We start from the raw sequence: 17,096 nt of genomic DNA, 5'->3' as shown, positions 1-17,096 counted from the left end.
GTTATGTTCCCGTAGTCACATTACAGCGAAGCTTTTTGTTGAGTCGTGGAGGCGGTGCCTTTTTCTTCCGCCGCCTCACTGGTTCCAGACGGCAGATGGCGACCAATCAGTTTACGATAACCGAATGCGCCAAGCGCCGCGCCTACGATCGGCCCGAACAGCGGGACGAGGAAGTAGGGAATATCTTTGCCACCGGTAAAGGCAACGTTGCCCCAACCAGCAAGCCAGGCGAATGTTTTCGGACCAAGGTCACGTGCCGGGTTCATGGCGAATCCGGTCAGCGGTCCCATTGATGCACCGATAACCGCAATCAACAAACCGATCAGCAAAGGTGCCAGCGGGCCGCGCGGAATACCGTTACCGTCGTCACCCAACGCCATGATCACACCCATCAATACAGCGGTAATCACCATTTCAACGGCGAAGGCCTGTACAAAGTTAATGTGCGGGTTCGGGTAGGTTGAGAAAATACCAGCCAGATCAAGACTTTCAACACTGCCGCGCACCATATTGTGCGTGTGTTCGAAATCGAAGAAAAGATTGTAGTAAAGCCCGTAAACAAGTGCAGCCGCGCAAAACGCGCCGGCAAACTGAGAAATGATGAAGGGAACAACTTTGCGCCCATCAAAACTAGCGAAGAGCCATAATGCAATAGTCACAGCCGGGTTCAGATGTGCGCCGGAAACCCCTGCGGTCAGGTAGATAGCCATCGCCACACCCAAACCCCAGATGATACTGATTTCCCATTGGCCGAAGGTGGCACCAGCCACTTTCAACGCCGCAACACAGCCGACACCGAAGAAAATCAACAACCCGGTGCCGAGAAACTCGGCGATGCACTGGCCTTTTAAGGTTGATGTCTGACTCATAATCGGATCCTGCAAAAGAGTAATGGTTATTGTTAGCACGGGCGATCGCTCCCCCATGATGTCGTGTAGACATAGTGTTAATTTATCGTTAACGAGCAAAAACGAGAAATATCGAAATTAAAATGTGTGTACTGCGTCAATAAAATGAGCGTTTTCGAGCGCTGAAGCGCGTTTTTGCACCATCGTGAAATGTGAGCTGAATCATTTTTGTAACCCAGGCCTTAACAATTTAGTGGTAGGCGCGCGCGTTGCACCAGGATGAGGACGAAAAGTGTTGCAAAGCGCAAACAGCGCGGCTCTGCGCTGGACAGGGGCTGGTGGGCTTCATACAATCGGGGACAAGCGAGATCCGCTCAATATCATAAGGCGTCGCCGATTTTCGGGACGAGGATTTTTAAAGACACGACTCATTCGGGTTGCAGGAAAGCGGCGACGCACCTGCAACGCGAAGAATCAAGTGTATATCCATCAGCGCCTTGCAACTCAGGAGAGGTATGACAATGTCATTAGAAGTGTTTGAAAAACTGGAAGCGAAGGTGCAGCAGGCGATTGATACCATCACGCTGCTGCAGATGGAAATCGAAGAGCTGAAAGAGAAAAACAATAGCCTGGCGCAGGACGTACAGTCTGCTCAGCAGAGCCGTGAAGAGCTGGAGCGTGAAAACCACCAACTGAGAGAGCAGCAACACGGCTGGCAGGAGCGCTTGCAGGCGCTGCTGGGACGTATGGAAGAAGTCTGATTACGCTTTTCGTGCTGTCGCGGCGTTTGCTGCGCGTATTTACCCCGGTGACTGTGTTTGCCGGGAAAACGGGCTTAGCTACAGCGCGAAATTGGCAGGGAAAGTACTGCGATGTCGGATAAGTGAAGCGCTATCCGGCAAAAAGAAAAAGGGCACCTGACGGTGCCCTTTTTTTACTCGATATCGAGGGGATCTTCGGAAAGGATAATGCCGGTGTTATCGGCATAAAGATGGTCGCCGGAGAAGAAGGTTACGCCGCCGAAATTGACGCGCACGTCGCTTTCGCCGATGCCTTCGCCCGCTGCGCCAACCGGAATGGCGGCAATCGCCTGAATACCAATATCCAGCTCTTCAAGGTCGTCTACCTGGCGTACTGAGCCATAGACAACAATCCCTTCCCACTCGTTTTGCACCGCAGTGCGGGCGAGATCCGCGTCGATTAACGCACGACGCATTGAACCACCACCGTCGACCAGCAGGACGCGACCACGGCCGTTTTGTTCGAGCAGATCGTACAGCAACCCGTTATCCTCGAAACATTTCACCGTGATGATTTGTCCGCCAAACGACGACCGTCCGCCAAAATTGGAGAACAGCGGTTCCACGACGTTGATCTCTTCCTGGTAAATATCACAAAGCTCAGAAGTATCGTATTTCATAGGATTAGCGTTCAGTTGCTGCGAGAACCGTCAGTATATCGCGCATCACGCGCTGTTGGCAAAATCATCAATTGTTCGTTGACATTTATCAGTTAAAAATGCGTTTGACTGATGATTATTCCTAATACAAACAATAGATTAGTTAATAGTGCGCCTTTTACCGTGCGTTCCAGCATCGGCGGCATGGCGCGCGGGTCAAGCTCGCGCAGCACAAAGCGCGCCTGTTTGATAAGCAGCGGTGCTGCCAGCACAAACAGCCAGCCCCACAGGCTTTGCAGCGAAAACAGGTTAAACAGCGCAAGGCATAACAGCGCACCAACCAGCAGACCGGCGTGGTAACGGCGTGCATTAATCGGTCCTAAACGGACGACAAGCGTATTTTTGCCGTTTTCGCGGTCGCTTTCGATATCGCGCAGATTATTGATATTCAGCACCGCCGTCGCCAGCAGGCCACAGGCGGTCGCGGGCAGAATAACTGCCGGGATAAGCATATGCGTCTGCAAATACCAACTGCCCATTACGCTTATCCAGCCGAAGAAAAGCAGCACGGAGATATCGCCAAGACCAAGATAACCATAGGGACGTTTGCCGACGGTGTAAGTGATGGCGGCAATAATCGACAGCCCGCCGAGTGCAAGGAAGCCGATGAAATCCGCCATCGTTTGTGTCGCTGCGGTTACCAGCAGCAGCCCGGAGATACAGCTCAGCACAATGACAATCATCAGCGCGCGCTTCATCTGCGCAAGGGAGATTGCCCCTTTTTGCATGCCGCGCAACGGACCAATGCGATCCGGTTTATCGCTGCCTTTGACCGCATCGCCATAATCATTGGCAAGGTTGGAGAGGATTTGCAGCAATCCTGCGGTGATAAGCGCGAGCACCGCCACCAGCGGATCAAAATAGCCCTGCCACCAGGCCAGCACTGTGCCAACGACAATCGCGGCGAAAGCCAGTGGTAATGTTTTCGGTCGCAGGCTTTCCAGCCAGGCCTGGGTGAGGCTAAGAGATTGCGTTTCGTTCATAAGGTCAGCCAACAAAAATGGGGGCATAAGCCCCCATCGAGTGTGATGAAAACGTTGTGACCGGGATTATAAGATAAAACGGCTCAGATCTTCATCTGCCACTAAAGCATCAAGATGCTTACTCACATAGTCTGCATCAATGATGATCGTCTCGCCGCCGAGATCGCTGGCGTCATAAGAGATATCTTCCATCAGACGTTCCAGCACGGTATGCAAACGACGCGCACCGATGTTTTCGGTGGTTTCGTTCACCTGCCATGCGGCCTGAGCAATACGTTTGATGCCGTCGTCGGTGAAATCAATGTTTACGCCTTCGGTCGCCATCAGCGCTTTGTACTGTACGGTGACAGACGCGTTTGGCTCAGTCAGGATGCGTTCGAAATCTTGCGTGGTTAACGCTTTCAGCTCAACGCGGATCGGCAAACGGCCTTGCAGCTCCGGGATCAGATCCGACGGGCTGGCAATCTGGAACGCGCCAGAGGCAATAAACAGAATGTGGTCGGTTTTCACCATTCCGTGTTTGGTCGACACGGTGCAGCCTTCCACCAGCGGCAGCAGATCGCGCTGCACACCTTCGCGGGAAACATCCGGGCCAGAGGTATTGCCGCGTTTACAGATTTTATCGATCTCGTCGATAAAGACGATCCCGTGCTGCTCAACGGCTTCAATAGCATCCTGCTTCAGCTCTTCCGGGTTCACCAGCTTCGCCGCTTCTTCTTCAATCAGCAGCTTCATCGCGTCTTTGATTTTCAGCTTACGCGGTTTCTGCTTCTGGCCGCCCAGGTTCTGGAACATGGACTGGAGCTGATTGGTCATCTCCTCCATGCCCGGAGGCGCCATAATTTCTACGCCCATCGGCGCGGCAGCGAGATCGATTTCAATCTCTTTGTCGTCGAGCTGGCCTTCGCGCAGCTTTTTGCGGAAAGACTGACGCGCAGCGGAAGGTTCAGCGGCTTGTTCCGGCTGGCCCCAGTTGTTTTTCGCCGGTGGGATCAACACGTCGAGAATGCGCTCTTCTGCCATCTCTTCCGCACGGTAGCGGTTTTTCTCGATCGACTGACTACGCACCATTTTCACTGCAGCATCGGTCAGATCGCGGATGATAGAATCCACTTCTTTCCCAACGTAGCCGACTTCGGTGAACTTGGTCGCTTCAACTTTGATAAACGGCGCGTTGGCCAGTTTTGCCAGGCGGCGGGCGATTTCGGTTTTACCGACGCCGGTTGGGCCGATCATCAGAATGTTTTTCGGTGTGACTTCATGGCGCAGCTCTTCATCAAGCTGCATGCGGCGCCAGCGGTTACGCAGGGCAATCGCCACAGAACGCTTCGCCGCGTCCTGGCCGATAATGTGTTTGTCCAGTTCGCTGACAATTTCGCGTGGGGTCATTTCAGACATGGGAGATCCTTACGCTTTATAGGCTAATTCTTCGATGGTGTGGAAGTGGTTGGTATAGATGCAGATATCGCCTGCAATTCCCAACGCCTTCTCAGCAATTTCACGTGCGCCAAGCTCGGTGTTTTCCAGCAACGCGCGGGCAGCGGCCTGGGCGTATGGCCCGCCGGAACCGATGGCGATCAGGTCATTTTCCGGCTGGATCACATCGCCGTTACCGGTGATGATCAGCGACGCGGTTTCGTCGGCTACCGCCAACAGTGCTTCCAGCTTGCGCAGCATGCGATCGGTGCGCCAGTCCTTTGCCAGCTCGACAGCCGCTTTCACCAGATGGCCCTGGTGCATTTCCAGTTTGCGTTCGAATAATTCAAACAGAGTGAAGGCATCGGCCGTGCCGCCGGCAAAGCCCGCAATGACTTTGTCGTTATACAGGCGGCGAACTTTTTTCACGTTGCCTTTCATTACGGTGTTGCCCAGTGTGGCCTGGCCATCACCAGCGATAACGACATGGCCGTTACGGCGTACGCTTACGATTGTTGTCACGAGCAGACCCCTTGGTTACAAATGCACAATACAGCGCCCCGCACGGTGTACGGGGCAGAATGCAATTATAAATGGGGGGTGTTTTAGGGGTTTCAACCCCCGGCGGCGAGACGGATGCAGTTTGCGTGACCGGCCATTTTAAGGCGGCTGATGGTGGCATCGGCGCTCTCTTTACCTTTTACCGGGCCCATCACCACGCGATTCCAGCCGTTGTTGCTGGTAATACGCGAGTCGAAACCTTCAAATGCCAGCTGTGCACGCACGGTTTCTGCCTGATCCTGGCCTTTAAACGAACCGCACTGGATAAGCCAGCGGCGATCGTCTTTCTTCTCAGCCGTTTGCGGTTGCGCCTTCGGCGTTTCCACTTCACGCGTTACCGGCGCGGCTTGTTGCGTTTTCGGCTGTGACGCAGCGGTATGCGGCGGCGTTTGCAGCAGATCCTGATATGGTTGCGAGGTGGCCGCTGGTTTTTGCTGCGTCGTGGTTTGCGTCTGGCGCGGCGGTGGCGTGGTTTGCGTAGTACGCGCCTGCTGCTGCTCCGTCACGCGCGGTTGCGTGCGCGGCTGCTGGGCCTGTACCGGCTGCGACTGCGTCCACTGCTGCTGTTGCATCTGCACTTGCTGCTGCGCCTGGCGCTGGCGCTGCAGTGTTTGCTGGCGCTGTTCCGGCGTCTGTTCGTTCCACGGCACTTCGTTGAGCTGCGTCGGCTGCTGGCGCATGTCGGCCTGCATCTGCGCTAACAACTGGCGCTGCTCATCGGTCAACTGCTCCGGTTTTTGCACTTCACCACCGGCTGTCGGCTCGGTTGGCGCGCGTACGCCAGGCTGGCGACTTTCCAGCTCTTTAATATAGCGCCAGCGCTCTTCGGGTTTCGGCGGCAGGCCGTTGCCGGTCATTTTCTGGTTTTGCAGTGACTCGGATTCTTCTTTTTTGTGGTGCGTAATAAAGTACAAACCACCGATAAAGGCGACCAGCACAGCGGCCGCAATGGCGACCATAGCTGGAGAGACCGCAGACTTGCTGCGCTGTTTTTTCCTTGAGTTACTCGTCTTTCGCCGCGCAGGAGCCGACTGGCTGCGGCGTACATAATCTCGTTGTGCCACTATCGTTTCGCTGTATTTATTTCGTTTATCAGCCCGCCATGTTACTTAAGCGACGGGGTTTTGACCAGAAGAGGGCGTCTGAAAGCCCGCGCCTTTACTTCAGCGCGCGGGTGCTGCCGCGCAGGATTAATTCACACTCCAGCAAGCGCGAACCGCTGCTTACGTTATGCCCCTGCAACTGCTCCAGCAGCAATAACATGGCTTCGCGGCCAATCTGATAACGCGGTTGCGAGACAGTGGTCAGCGGCGGGTCGCAGAATTCAGCCAGTGAAATGTTATCAAAGCCGATGATCGATAAGTCGTCCGGTACTTTCAGCCCCCGGCGTTTAGCTTGCGACAGCGCACCGAGCGCCATCACATCGCTATGGCAGAACACGGCAGTGGGAGGCTTCGGTAGCATCAACAACTGATCCAACGCCCGTGCGCCCGCCTCGAAAGTGAAATCGCCGCGCGTGATGTAATGCGGATCAACGGTCACGCCAGAGCGGCGCAATGCCTGAACATAGCCCTGCAATCGGTAATGGCACAGCGGCATCTCTTCCGGACCGGCAATACAGCCGATTCGCTGGTGGCCCTGTTCCTGCAAATAATTGACGGCATTAAAGGCGGCGGTCAGGTTATCGATATGCACCGTCGGCAGTTCCAGCTCCGGTGCGAATTCATTGGCCATCACCATAGGCGGTAAATTGCGTTGCTCTTCGATGCTGGCGTCAAACGGCAAACGCGAGCCGAGCAGCAGCATGCCATCGATTTGCTTGGTGATAATCAGGTCGATAAAGGTTTTTTCCTGCTGATTTTGGTGGGCGCAGTCGCCAATCAGCACCAGATAGCCGTGTTCCGCGGCGGTCACTTCAATGCCGCGAATAATCTCGCTGAAAAAGGGATCGCAAATATCCGGCACAATCACCAGCAGTGTGCGTGATTCATTGCGTTTGACGTTGCGTCCCATCGACTGGGGCAAATAACCCACTTCCATTGCCGCTTGTTCCACCCGGTTGCGGGTAGCCTGCGACACTTTTTCCGGGTTCATTAATGCACGTGACACAGTTGCCGTCGAAACCTTTGCTTTCATGGCAACATCTTTCATGGTCGCTGCCGCAACCTGATTTTTGGGTTTCACCTTGTTCTCCTCGCATGCACGGCGCAGGCGTTGTCACATTTTTATCAGATAGTTAAACGCACCGGTTACAGAATTTTCATGAAAAGTGTGATGAAAGTTGAATTTTATAGGTTGGCTCGCAGCCTTAACTTTCAATCGGGTCGACATCCAGCACCCATTTCACCCGCCGTGCGTCCGGCAGGGTGTTAATCAGGGCCAGCGCGCCGGTGACGATATGCTGCAGGCGAATGCGGGAAGGGTGTTGTAGCAGCAACTGCCAGCGGTAACGCCCGGCGCGTTTGGCCGCCAGCGCCGGAACCGGGCCCAGAACCCATAGCTGGTTATCCGCCAGTGGGCTGGCTTGCAGCAGATTTTTAAGCTGTTGCAGAAATAGCGGCGCGTGCTGGTTGTTCTGATCTTCAGCACGGATCAACACATGGCTGGTCCACGGCGGCAATTGCATGGTTTGCCGCTCCGCCAGCGCCTGTTCCGCGAAGGTGTCATAGCCTTTATGCAGCAGCGTTTGCAGAAGCGGATGTTCCGGATGGTGCGTTTGCAGTACCACTTCGCCCTGTTTGCCTGCGCGCCCGGCACGGCCGGAAACCTGGGTATAAAGCTGGGCGAAACGCTCGGCAGCGCGGAAATCTGCCGAAAATAACGCGCCGTCGACATCCAGCAGCGCAACCAGCGTAACATCCGGGAAGTGGTGGCCTTTTGCCAGCATTTGCGTGCCAATCAGAATGCGCGCGCCTCCGCGATGCACTTCGGCAAGGTGCTGCTCCAGCGCGCCTTTGCGGCTGGTGGTATCGCGGTCAATGCGTGATAGCGGTACACCGGGAAACATCGGCGTTAACGCGTGTTCCAGCTGTTCAGTGCCAAGGCCAACAGGCAATAAATGTGTAGAACCGCAGGACGGACACTGGCGCGGCACCGGGCGCTGGCTGTCGCAGTGGTGGCAGCGCAAATGCTGCTGCGCCTGGTGGAAGGTGTAATAGTGATCGCAGCGCGGGCATTCTGCTATCCAGCCGCAGTCATGACACAGCAATGCAGGCGAAAAACCACGGCGGTTAAGGAACAAAATAACCTGGTTTCCCGCCTGCAGATGCTGGCGCATACGGTTGATCAGCGCCGGAGCCAGACCGGCCTGTAACGGCTGGCCTTTCAGATCCAGCACATGCTGCATCGCCGGTCGCGCGTGGCCTGCCCGGCGGGTCAGGCGCAGCAGATGGTATTTGCGTGACCGCACGTTGTGCAGGGTTTCCAGCGCGGGCGTTGCCGAGCCAAGAATAATCGGGATCTGTTCGCTGTGGGCGCGGTAAACCGCCAGATCGCGGGCGTGATAACGCCAGCCTTCCTGCTGTTTATAGGAGCTGTCGTGCTCTTCGTCGATGACGATCACGCCAAGGTTCTTAAACGGGGTAAACAGCGATGAGCGCGTGCCAATCACAATCGCGGCTTCACCGCTCTTTGCTTTTTGCCATGTTATCAGGCGTTCGCTGTCGTTCAGCCCGGAGTGCAGCACTTCAACTGGCGCGTTAAAGCGCTCGCGAAACCGGGCGATAGTTTGCGGCGTCAGGCCAATCTCCGGCACCATCACCAGCGCCTGTTTCCCCTGCGCCAGCACGTTTTCCAGCACGCTTAAATAGACTTCTGTTTTACCGGAACCCGTCACGCCAGCCAGCAACCAGGCGGAAAAGCGATCGGCGGCGCTGTGAATAGCGCCAACGGCGGTGGCTTGCTCTGTGTTCAGGCGCAGTCGGTCACCGCTAACGGAAAATGTTGTGCGCCAGTCGCTAAAGGCTGGCGTTTCGCTGTTCATCTCCGCCAGCCCTTTGGCGCGCAGCGCTTGCAGGGTAACGCTTTTCAGATCCAGCGCTGCCAGTTGATGCTGCCAGATTTTGCCTTTACGCAGCGCCGAGAGCGCCTGTTGTTGTTTGGCTGATTTGACGCGGTTGATGTCCATTGCCTGGCCCTGCTCGGTCGCAAACCAGTAGCCCTGGAACTCCGCGCTGGCGGGCTTAGTCTGGCGTAGCAGAACGGGAAGCGCGTTGAACAACACATCACCGATCGGATGGTGATAATAATCCGCCGCCCAAAGTAGCAACCGCCAGACCGCCGGGGAAAAAACCGGTTCGCTGTCGAGCACCTCTTCCACGCTTTTGAGATCGGCCAGCGGCAGCTCACTTTCATCACCAACCGCCATCACAATACCGACGCGGTGCTGGTTACCAAACGGCACGCGCACGCGACAACCCGCGCGCGCGGACATCTCATCCGGCAGCAGGTAATCGAACGTGCGGGGCAAAGGTACAGATAGCGCAACGCGGGCGACGGGCATCTCATCATCCTGACTTGAAAACTGGCGGGATAGTATACACATTGTTGCTACGGGCGAGCGGATCAGTTTGCATGTGCTGGCTAATTTCTGTATGATTCGCCGCCTTTGATGCGTTTTGAACGTGCCAAAGATACACTTACATATTAACTCGCGTGGTGTCTGGCGTTAGGGCTGGAAGAGCGACGCGGCCTTAAACTGAGGTTTCCCATGAAAAAAGGTATTCACCCGAATTATGTAGCGATTACTGCAACCTGTTCTTGCGGTAACGTAATCAAAACCCACTCCACCGTGGGTCACGACCTGAACCTGGACGTGTGCGGCAAATGCCACCCGTTCTTTACTGGTAAACAACGTGTTGTTGATACCGGTGGTCGTGTTGAGCGTTTCAACAAACGCTTCAGCATCCCGGGCAGCAAATAAGTTGCCAAAGAAAAAAGCGCCGAAAGGCGCTTTTTTTGTCTCTGAGGTTTGCCGAAGCGATGATTTTTTGTGATTGGCATCACAAAAATATTGCCCTGCTTAAAAAACGAGCATATCCTTTTCGTCATCCACTCCTGTGACCCGAGCGAAAAAAATGAGCGATTTGCTGACGGCTGTGAAAAACGTATTTATGTCTTACTTGCTCTCACTGGCGGAAGTGCATCCGGAAGTGACGCGCTTCTGAGTGAGCCGATAAGATAAACAGATTGAAACAAAAAGGGCGGAAGATATCTTCCGCCCTTTTTTGTTGCGATCAGTATTCCCACGTATCCGGGTCGATCCCCAGTTCACGCATAATCACTTTCGCCTCTTCCGGGATTTCGTCGCTGCGCTCTTTACGCAGGTCTTCATCGTTCGGCAGGGGTTGACCGGTAAACGCATGCAAAAACGCTTCACACAACAGCTCGCTGTTGGTGGCGTGACGCAAGTTGTTCACCTGACGACGGGTACGTTCATCGGTGAGGATTTTTAACACCTTAAGAGGAATGGAAACCGTAATTTTTTTTACTTGCTCACTCTTCTTGCCGTGCTCAGCGTATGGGCTGATATATTCGCCGCTCCATTCAGCCATGAGATACCTTTAATCCTCTCAGTCATTAGTCTAAACCCGGGCACCGCCGGGCCGTAATTCCGCGTAGTTTACCGTAGAGTCAACATGGTGACACGGTGTATCGCTCAGCTACCGGTACTAAAGCGTATAATTTTAACGGCTATTGTACTTTTGCTCAATCTATACGCAAAGAAGTTTAGATGTCCAGATGTATTGACGTCTATTGTCGCAATGTTTACTCTGTCGTGAGACTTTTCATCCATTAAGCCAGGAAGCCTTCACCATGACGCGTAAACAGGCCACCATCGCAGTGCGTAGCGGATTGAACGATGACGAGCAGTACGGTTGCGTTGTCCCGCCGATTCATCTCTCCAGTACTTATAATTTCACCGGCTTTAACGAACCTCGTGCGCATGACTATTCGCGTCGCGGCAACCCAACGCGTGATGTGGTTCAGCGTGCGCTGGCGGAACTGGAAGGTGGCGCGGGCGCGGTATTGACCAATACCGGCATGTCGGCGATTCATCTGGTGACGACCGTCTTTCTCAAACCTGGCGATCTGCTGGTTGCGCCGCACGACTGCTATGGCGGCAGCTATCGCCTGTTCGATAGCCTGGCGAAACGCGGTTGCTACCGGGTGAAATTTGTTGATCAGGGCGATGAACAAGCATTGAAAGCAGCGCTGGCGGAACAACCGAAGCTGGTGCTGGTCGAAAGCCCAAGCAACCCGCTGTTGCGCGTTGTGGATATCGCGAAAATCTGCCAGCTTGCGCGTGAAGCTGGCGCAATTAGCGTGGTGGATAACACATTCCTGAGCCCGGCCTTGCAAAACCCGCTGGCGCTGGGCGCGGATTTGGTGCTGCACTCTTGCACCAAATACCTCAACGGCCATTCCGATGTGGTGGCGGGCGTGGTGATTGCGAAAGATGAGGCGACTGTCACCGAACTGGCATGGTGGGCGAATAATATTGGCGTCACTGGCAGCGCCTTCGACAGCTATCTGCTGTTGCGTGGTCTGCGTACGTTGTCGCCGCGCATGGAAGTGGCACAGCGTAATGCTCAGGCGATCGTCGATTTCCTGCAAAAACAGCCGTTGGTGAAAAAACTGTACCACCCGTCTCTGCCGGATAATCAGGGGCACGAGATTGCTGCGCGTCAACAAAAAGGCTTTGGCGCGATGTTAAGTTTTGAGCTGGATGGCGACGAACAAACGCTGCGTCGTTTCTTAAGTGGTCTATCGTTGTTTACGCTGGCGGAATCATTAGGCGGGGTTGAAAGTTTAATCTCCCACGCCGCGACAATGACCCACGCAGGCATGGCGCCGGAAGCGCGCGCCGCAGCGGGAATTTCTGAGACGCTATTGCGTATCTCAACCGGTATTGAAGACAGTGAAGATCTAATTGCCGATCTGGAAAATGGCTTCCGGGTCGCAGCTGAGGGGTAAACATGAGTGTGATTGCGCAGGCAGGGACGAAGGCTCGTCAGCTGCACAAATTTGGTGGGAGTAGTCTGGCGGATGTGAAATGTTACCTGCGCGTCGCAGGGATCATGGCGGAGTATTCACAACCGGGCGACATGATGGTTGTCTCGGCCGCGGGCAGCACCACCAACCAGCTGATCAACTGGCTGAAATTGAGCCAGACTGACAGGCTTTCTGCGCATCAGGTTCAACAATCGCTGCGTCGTTACCAGAGTGATTTAATCAGCGGGCTGTTGCCCGCCGTTATCGCCGACGGTCTGACCAGCGAGTTTATTCACGATCTTGAACATCTGGCGGTGTTGCTGGATGGCGGCATCACCGACGCGGTTTACGCCGAAGTGGTTGGCCATGGTGAAATCTGGTCGGCGCGCTTAATGGCCGCCGTGCTGAACCAGCAAGGTCTGGATGCCGCCTGGCTGGATGCCCGCGATTTCCTGCGCGCTGAACGCGCGGCACAGCCGCAGGTAAATGAAGGTGCGTCTTATCCGCTGCTGCAACAACAGCTGGCGCAGTATCCGGGCAAACGTATTGTCGTGACCGGTTTTATCAGCCGCAACGAAGCCGGCGAAACCGTGCTGTTGGGACGTAACGGTTCGGACTACTCGGCCACGCAAATTGGCGCGCTGGGCGATGTCAGTCGCGTAACCATCTGGAGCGACGTGGCCGGTGTTTACAGCGCGGACCCGCGTAAAGTGAAAGATGCCTGCCTGTTACCGCTGCTGCGCCTTGACGAAGCCAGCGAGCTGGCGCGTCTGGCGGCACCGGTGCTGCATGCGCGTACCTTACAGCCGGTTTCCGGCAGTAATATCGATCTGCAATTGCGCTGTAGTTATAACCCGGAACAGGGGTCAACACGCATTGAACGCGTGCTGGCTTCCGGTACCGGGGCGCGGATTGTCACCAGCCATGATGACGTTTGCCTGATTGAGTTCCTGGTGCCATCCGGGCAGGACTTCAAACTGGCGCACAAAGAGATTGACCTGATCCTTAAACGTGCGCAGGTACGCCCGCTGGCGGTTGGCGCACATGCGGATCGCAACTTATTGCAGCTTTGCTACACCTCAGAAGTTGTCGATAGCGTCTTTAAACTGCTTGATGAAGCCGGTTTGCCGGGTGAATTGCGTCTGCGCCAGGGGCTGGCGCTGGTAGCGATGGTTGGTGCGGGTGTTTGTCGCAATCCGTTGCACAGCCACCGTTTCTGGCAGCAACTGAAAGGCCAGCCGGTGGAGTTTATCTGGCAATCTGACGAAGGCATTAGCCTGGTCGCCGTGCTGCGCGTTGGTCCTACGGAAAGCCTGATTCAGGGTCTGCACCAGTCGCTGTTCCGCGCAGAAAAACGCATTGGTCTGATGCTGTTTGGCAAAGGCAATATCGGTTCCCGCTGGCTGGAGCTGTTTTCGCGCGAGCAGAGCGCATTGTCGGCGCGTACCGGTTTTGAATTTGTGCTGGCGGGCGTGGTGGATAGCCGCCGCAGTTTGCTGAGTTATGACGGACTGGATGCCAGTCGTGCGCTGGCGTTCTTTAATGATGAAGCGGTGGAACAGGATGAGGAGTCGCTATTTTTGTGGATGCGCGCCCATCCGTACGATGATCTGGTGGTGCTGGATGTCACCGCAAGCTCGCAGCTGGCGGAGCAGTATCTGGATTTCGCCAGCCATGGCTTCCATGTGATCAGCGCCAACAAACTGGCCGGAGCCAGCACGACCGATACCTATCGTCAAATCCACGATGCGTTCGAAAAAACCGGTCGCCGCTGGTTGTATAACGCGACGGTTGGCGCCGGTTTGCCGGTGAATCATACCGTGCGCGATCTGCGTGAAAGTGGTGATGCGATTCTGGCAATCAGCGGGATTTTCTCCGGTACGCTCTCCTGGCTGTTCCTGCAATTCGACGGCACCGTACCGTTTACCGATTTAGTGGATCAGGCCTGGCAGCAAGGGTTGACCGAGCCGGATCCACGCGTTGACCTTTCCGGCAAAGATGTGATGCGCAAGCTGGTGATCCTCGCTCGCGAGGCAGGTTACGACATCGAACCTGACCAGGTGCGCGTGGAGTCTTTAGTGCCTGCGGGTTGCGAAGAGGGATCGGTCGATCACTTCTTTGAAAATGGCGATGAGCTGAATGAACAGATGGTGCAGCGCCTGGAAGCCGCCCGCGAAATGGGGCTGGTGCTGCGTTATGTGGCGCGTTTTGATGCTAACGGTAAAGCGCGCGTCGGCGTTGAGGCCGTTCGCCCGGAACACCCGCTGGCGGCGGTTTTGCCTGGGGATAACGTCTTCGCCATTGAAAGCCGCTGGTACCGTGATAATCCGCTGGTGATCCGCGGGCCGGGCGCGGGGCGTGATGTGACCGCTGGCGCTATCCAGTCGGATATCAATCGCCTCGCACAGTTACTGTAGTTCCTTTCTTTTATCCTCTCCCTGAACCGGGGGAGGATGCTTTGCGGCATCGTGAACTTTTTTCATCTTCGCTGAACATTCCTCACACAGAATAGTGATTTTCCTGTTGACGCCCCGATCGTTTTCCGTCATTTTTACATCTGGACGTCTAAACGTATAGAAGTTCACAAAACAACAGACAATGACATGCGATTGATGAGGTAAGGTATGAGCTTTTTTCACGCCAACCAGCGGGAAGCCCTGAATCAGAGCCTGGCGGAAGTTCACGGCCAGATTAATGTTTCCTTTGAATTTTTCCCGCCGCGCACCAGTGAAATGGAACAGACCTTATGGCACTCCATCGATCGTTTAAGCAGCCTGAAGCCGAAATTTGTTTCGGTAACTTACGGTGCAAACTCGGGCGAGCGCGATCGTACACACAGCATCATTAAAGGCATCAAAGATCGCACTGGGCTGGAAGCGGTGCCGCATTTGACCTGCATCGATGCCACCCGTGACGAGTTGCGCACTATCGCGCAGGATTACTGGAACAACGGCATCCGCCACATTGTGGCGTTGCGCGGTGATTTACCCCCGGGCGGCGGTAAGCCGGATATGTACGCCACCGATCTGGTGACGTTGTTAAAAGAGGTCGCCGATTTCGATATTTCCGTCGCCGCTTACCCGGAAGTTCACCCGGAAGCGAAAAGCGCGCAGGCCGATCTGCTGAACCTGAAACGTAAAGTGGATGCGGGCGCGAGCCGCGCGATTACGCAGTTCTTCTTCGATGTGGAAAGCTATCTGCGCTTTCGCGATCGCTGTGCGGCAACCGGTATTGATGTTGAGATCGTGCCGGGCATCCTGCCGGTCTCGAACTTTAAACAGGCGAAAAAATTCGCCGATATGACCAATGTGCGTATCCCGGCGTGGATGTCGCAGATGTTCGACGGCCTGGATGACGATGCGGAAACCCGCAAGCTGGTGGGCGCGAATATCGCCATGGATATGGTGAAAATTTTAAGCCGCGAAGGGGTGAAAGATTTCCACTTCTATACGCTGAACCGCGCCGAAATGAGTTACGCCATTTGCCACACGCTGGGCGTTCGCCCGGCAGTGTAAAAATCCAGTCAGTGGCAAAATCAAAGAAAAGCCGGATTGCGATCCGGCTTTTTTATGGCTCACTGAAAACCACGCCCTGTGCGCGTGGTCATCAACCGATTATAGCGCTGCATTGTTTTGGATTCATATCTCTCAGGGTTTGCAGAGACTCTTTTTAAGGGGTTTGGTACTCCCCGTTAGAGCGCAACCCATGCCGCCCTCGCTAAATCTGGATGCTATTCCCACTCTTCAAGAAAACGCTGCCCATACTGATCGGCGACCAGTAGCGCGGCATAGACCTGATCCGGTGTCGCACCGCCCGGCATATTATGAATGGTTTCCCCTTGCGCGCAGGCAGCTTGCGCCACGATGCGCATTTTTGCCGGAATATCAGTTTTGATGCCCAGTTGCGCCAGCGTAATTGGTAAGCTGACGGTATGGCACAGCGCTGCGACGGTTTCGATCTCTTCCAGCGGCGCGTTTTCCAGCACCAACTGGGTTAAGGTGCCAAATGCTACTTTTTCGCCGTGGTAGTAATGATGCGCTTCCGGAATTGCCGTGATGCCGTTATGAATAGCGTGTGCTGCCGCCAGACCACCACTCTCAAAACCGACGCCGCTCAGGTAAGTATTGGCTTCCACCACGCGCTCCAGCGCGGGCGTCACCACATGCTGTTCGGCGGCGAACATCGCTTTTTCACCCTCTTCAAGCAGCGTGTTGTAACACAGCTCCGCCAGCGCGAGGGCGGATTGTGTACACTGACCGCCCGCCATGGTTTTTGCGCCGCTGCGTGAACAAGCACGCGCTTCAAACCAGGTAGAGAGCGCATCGCCAATCCCGGCCGCCAGCAAACGCGCAGGTGCTCCGGCGACAATTTTGGTGTCGACAATCACCCGATCCGGGTTGTTGGGCAGCAGCAGGTAGCGATCAAATTCGCCACTGTCGGTGTAGATAACTGACAGCGCGCTACAGGGCGCATCGGTCGATGCGATAGTAGGGGCAATGGCTACCGGTACGTGCATGAAATGCGCCAGTGCTTTGGCCGTATCCAGCGTTTTGCCACCGCCGATGCCGAGCACCGCGCCACAGCGGGCGCTTTCTGCCACACCGCGCAGGCGGTCAATTTCGTTTTGTGAACATTCGCCGCCGAACGGCGCGATTTCGCAGGCCAGCCCGGCATCTACCAGGCTTTTTTGCAGCGTTTCCTGCGCAAAACCGAGAACAAATTTGTCACCGACCACCAGCCAGCGATCGGCGAGCGGTTTGAGATAGTCACCGAGGCGGGTGATAACGTCTGCACCCTGGATATACTTGCCCGGCGACTGGATGATGTGATCCATAT

Annotated in this window: 15 protein-coding genes; 5 read left to right on the top strand and 10 right to left on the bottom strand. The window is 55.3% G+C overall.

What is annotated here, in order from left to right; all coding sequences use genetic code 11:
* Window positions 1-20: 20 nt before the first annotated feature.
* A complete protein-coding gene (locus tag JKP81_RS20515) occupies window positions 21-869 on the bottom strand; it encodes an MIP/aquaporin family protein (protein WP_200553164.1) in 849 nt (282 codons plus the stop codon).
* A 494-nt stretch (window positions 870-1,363) separates the two neighbouring features.
* Between JKP81_RS20515 and zapB the strand changes: the two genes are divergently transcribed.
* Window positions 1,364-1,609, top strand: a complete 246-nt coding sequence (gene zapB / locus JKP81_RS20510) for a septal ring assembly protein ZapB (RefSeq protein WP_086873298.1) — start codon at window positions 1,364-1,366, stop codon at window positions 1,607-1,609.
* 173 nt (window positions 1,610-1,782) lie between these two features.
* Here zapB and rraA read toward each other — a convergent pair whose 3' ends face one another.
* The 7 genes from rraA to priA form a co-directional block, all read right to left on the bottom strand.
* A complete protein-coding gene (gene rraA, locus JKP81_RS20505) occupies window positions 1,783-2,268 on the bottom strand; it encodes a ribonuclease E activity regulator RraA (protein WP_017459639.1) in 486 nt (161 codons plus the stop codon).
* A 92-nt stretch (window positions 2,269-2,360) separates the two neighbouring features.
* Entirely contained in the window at window positions 2,361-3,290 is a 930-nt protein-coding gene (gene menA, locus JKP81_RS20500) for a 1,4-dihydroxy-2-naphthoate polyprenyltransferase (RefSeq protein WP_200553163.1), read from the bottom strand.
* A 66-nt stretch (window positions 3,291-3,356) separates the two neighbouring features.
* Entirely contained in the window at window positions 3,357-4,688 is a 1,332-nt protein-coding gene (gene hslU, locus JKP81_RS20495) for an HslU--HslV peptidase ATPase subunit (RefSeq protein WP_200553162.1), read from the bottom strand.
* A gap of 9 nt (window positions 4,689-4,697) precedes the next feature.
* Window positions 4,698-5,228 carry an ATP-dependent protease subunit HslV gene (gene hslV, locus JKP81_RS20490; protein ID WP_020455959.1) on the bottom strand — a complete coding sequence of 177 codons (531 nt, stop codon included), beginning with the start codon at window positions 5,226-5,228 and terminating at the stop codon, window positions 4,698-4,700.
* A gap of 92 nt (window positions 5,229-5,320) precedes the next feature.
* Complete coding sequence (ftsN, locus tag JKP81_RS20485; protein ID WP_200553161.1) at window positions 5,321-6,331, bottom strand: cell division protein FtsN; 1,011 nt, start codon at window positions 6,329-6,331, stop codon at window positions 5,321-5,323.
* Between the two features lie 94 nt (window positions 6,332-6,425).
* Entirely contained in the window at window positions 6,426-7,451 is a 1,026-nt protein-coding gene (gene cytR / locus JKP81_RS20480) for a DNA-binding transcriptional regulator CytR (RefSeq protein ID WP_017459634.1), read from the bottom strand.
* Between the two features lie 124 nt (window positions 7,452-7,575).
* Window positions 7,576-9,768, bottom strand: a complete 2,193-nt coding sequence (priA, locus tag JKP81_RS20475; protein WP_200553219.1) for a primosomal protein N' — start codon at window positions 9,766-9,768, stop codon at window positions 7,576-7,578.
* Window positions 9,769-9,975: 207 nt separating this feature from the next.
* Between priA and rpmE the strand changes: the two genes are divergently transcribed.
* The gene (gene rpmE / locus JKP81_RS20470) at window positions 9,976-10,188 is read left to right on the top strand and encodes a 50S ribosomal protein L31 (protein ID WP_007369223.1); all 213 of its coding nucleotides are present in this window, start codon (window positions 9,976-9,978) and stop codon (window positions 10,186-10,188) included.
* A gap of 313 nt (window positions 10,189-10,501) precedes the next feature.
* Here rpmE and metJ read toward each other — a convergent pair whose 3' ends face one another.
* Window positions 10,502-10,819, bottom strand: coding sequence for a met regulon transcriptional regulator MetJ (gene metJ, locus JKP81_RS20465; RefSeq protein WP_007369220.1), 318 nt, complete (start codon window positions 10,817-10,819; stop codon window positions 10,502-10,504).
* 262 nt (window positions 10,820-11,081) lie between these two features.
* Between metJ and metB the strand changes: the two genes are divergently transcribed.
* From metB to metF, 3 genes are all read left to right on the top strand, one after another.
* Window positions 11,082-12,242 (top strand): cystathionine gamma-synthase, encoded by a 1,161-nt coding sequence (metB, locus tag JKP81_RS20460; protein ID WP_020455964.1) that lies wholly within the window; start codon window positions 11,082-11,084, stop codon window positions 12,240-12,242.
* Window positions 12,243-12,244: 2 nt separating this feature from the next.
* Complete coding sequence (locus JKP81_RS20455; RefSeq protein WP_200553160.1) at window positions 12,245-14,677, top strand: bifunctional aspartate kinase/homoserine dehydrogenase II; 2,433 nt, start codon at window positions 12,245-12,247, stop codon at window positions 14,675-14,677.
* Window positions 14,678-14,884: 207 nt separating this feature from the next.
* Entirely contained in the window at window positions 14,885-15,775 is an 891-nt protein-coding gene (gene metF / locus JKP81_RS20450; RefSeq protein ID WP_200553159.1) for a methylenetetrahydrofolate reductase, read from the top strand.
* Window positions 15,776-15,990: 215 nt separating this feature from the next.
* On the opposite strand, the gene JKP81_RS20445 is transcribed toward metF, so the two are convergent.
* Window positions 15,991-17,094: a glycerol dehydrogenase gene (locus JKP81_RS20445; protein ID WP_200553158.1), complete on the bottom strand. Its 1,104-nt coding sequence runs from the start codon at window positions 17,092-17,094 to the stop codon at window positions 15,991-15,993.
* Window positions 17,095-17,096 lie beyond the last annotated feature (2 nt).

It is taken from the genome of Kosakonia sp. LAM2021, assembly GCF_016620385.1.
GTDB classification, from domain to species: Bacteria; Pseudomonadota; Gammaproteobacteria; order Enterobacterales; family Enterobacteriaceae; genus Kosakonia; species Kosakonia sacchari.
Note: the sequence above shows the minus strand (reverse complement) of the source record. Positions and strands in the feature narration are given on the sequence as shown.

What these genes read in the sequence shown, in the direction of transcription:
- JKP81_RS20515 (WP_200553164.1), bottom strand. Translation starts at nt 869, where the DNA reads ATGAGTCAGACATCAACCTTAAAAGGCCAGTGCATCGCCGAGTTTCTC.
- hslU (WP_200553162.1), bottom strand. Translation starts at nt 4,688, where the DNA reads ATGTCTGAAATGACCCCACGCGAAATTGTCAGCGAACTGGACAAACAC.
- rpmE (WP_007369223.1), top strand. Translation starts at nt 9,976, where the DNA reads ATGAAAAAAGGTATTCACCCGAATTATGTAGCGATTACTGCAACCTGT.
- zapB (WP_086873298.1), top strand. Translation starts at nt 1,364, where the DNA reads ATGACAATGTCATTAGAAGTGTTTGAAAAACTGGAAGCGAAGGTGCAG.
- JKP81_RS20445 (WP_200553158.1), bottom strand. Translation starts at nt 17,094, where the DNA reads ATGGATCACATCATCCAGTCGCCGGGCAAGTATATCCAGGGTGCAGAC.
- metB (WP_020455964.1), top strand. Translation starts at nt 11,082, where the DNA reads ATGACGCGTAAACAGGCCACCATCGCAGTGCGTAGCGGATTGAACGAT.
- menA (WP_200553163.1), bottom strand. Translation starts at nt 3,290, where the DNA reads ATGAACGAAACGCAATCTCTTAGCCTCACCCAGGCCTGGCTGGAAAGC.
- metJ (WP_007369220.1), bottom strand. Translation starts at nt 10,819, where the DNA reads ATGGCTGAATGGAGCGGCGAATATATCAGCCCATACGCTGAGCACGGC.
- priA (WP_200553219.1), bottom strand. Translation starts at nt 9,768, where the DNA reads ATGCCCGTCGCCCGCGTTGCGCTATCTGTACCTTTGCCCCGCACGTTC.
- metF (WP_200553159.1), top strand. Translation starts at nt 14,885, where the DNA reads ATGAGCTTTTTTCACGCCAACCAGCGGGAAGCCCTGAATCAGAGCCTG.
- rraA (WP_017459639.1), bottom strand. Translation starts at nt 2,268, where the DNA reads ATGAAATACGATACTTCTGAGCTTTGTGATATTTACCAGGAAGAGATC.
- JKP81_RS20455 (WP_200553160.1), top strand. Translation starts at nt 12,245, where the DNA reads ATGAGTGTGATTGCGCAGGCAGGGACGAAGGCTCGTCAGCTGCACAAA.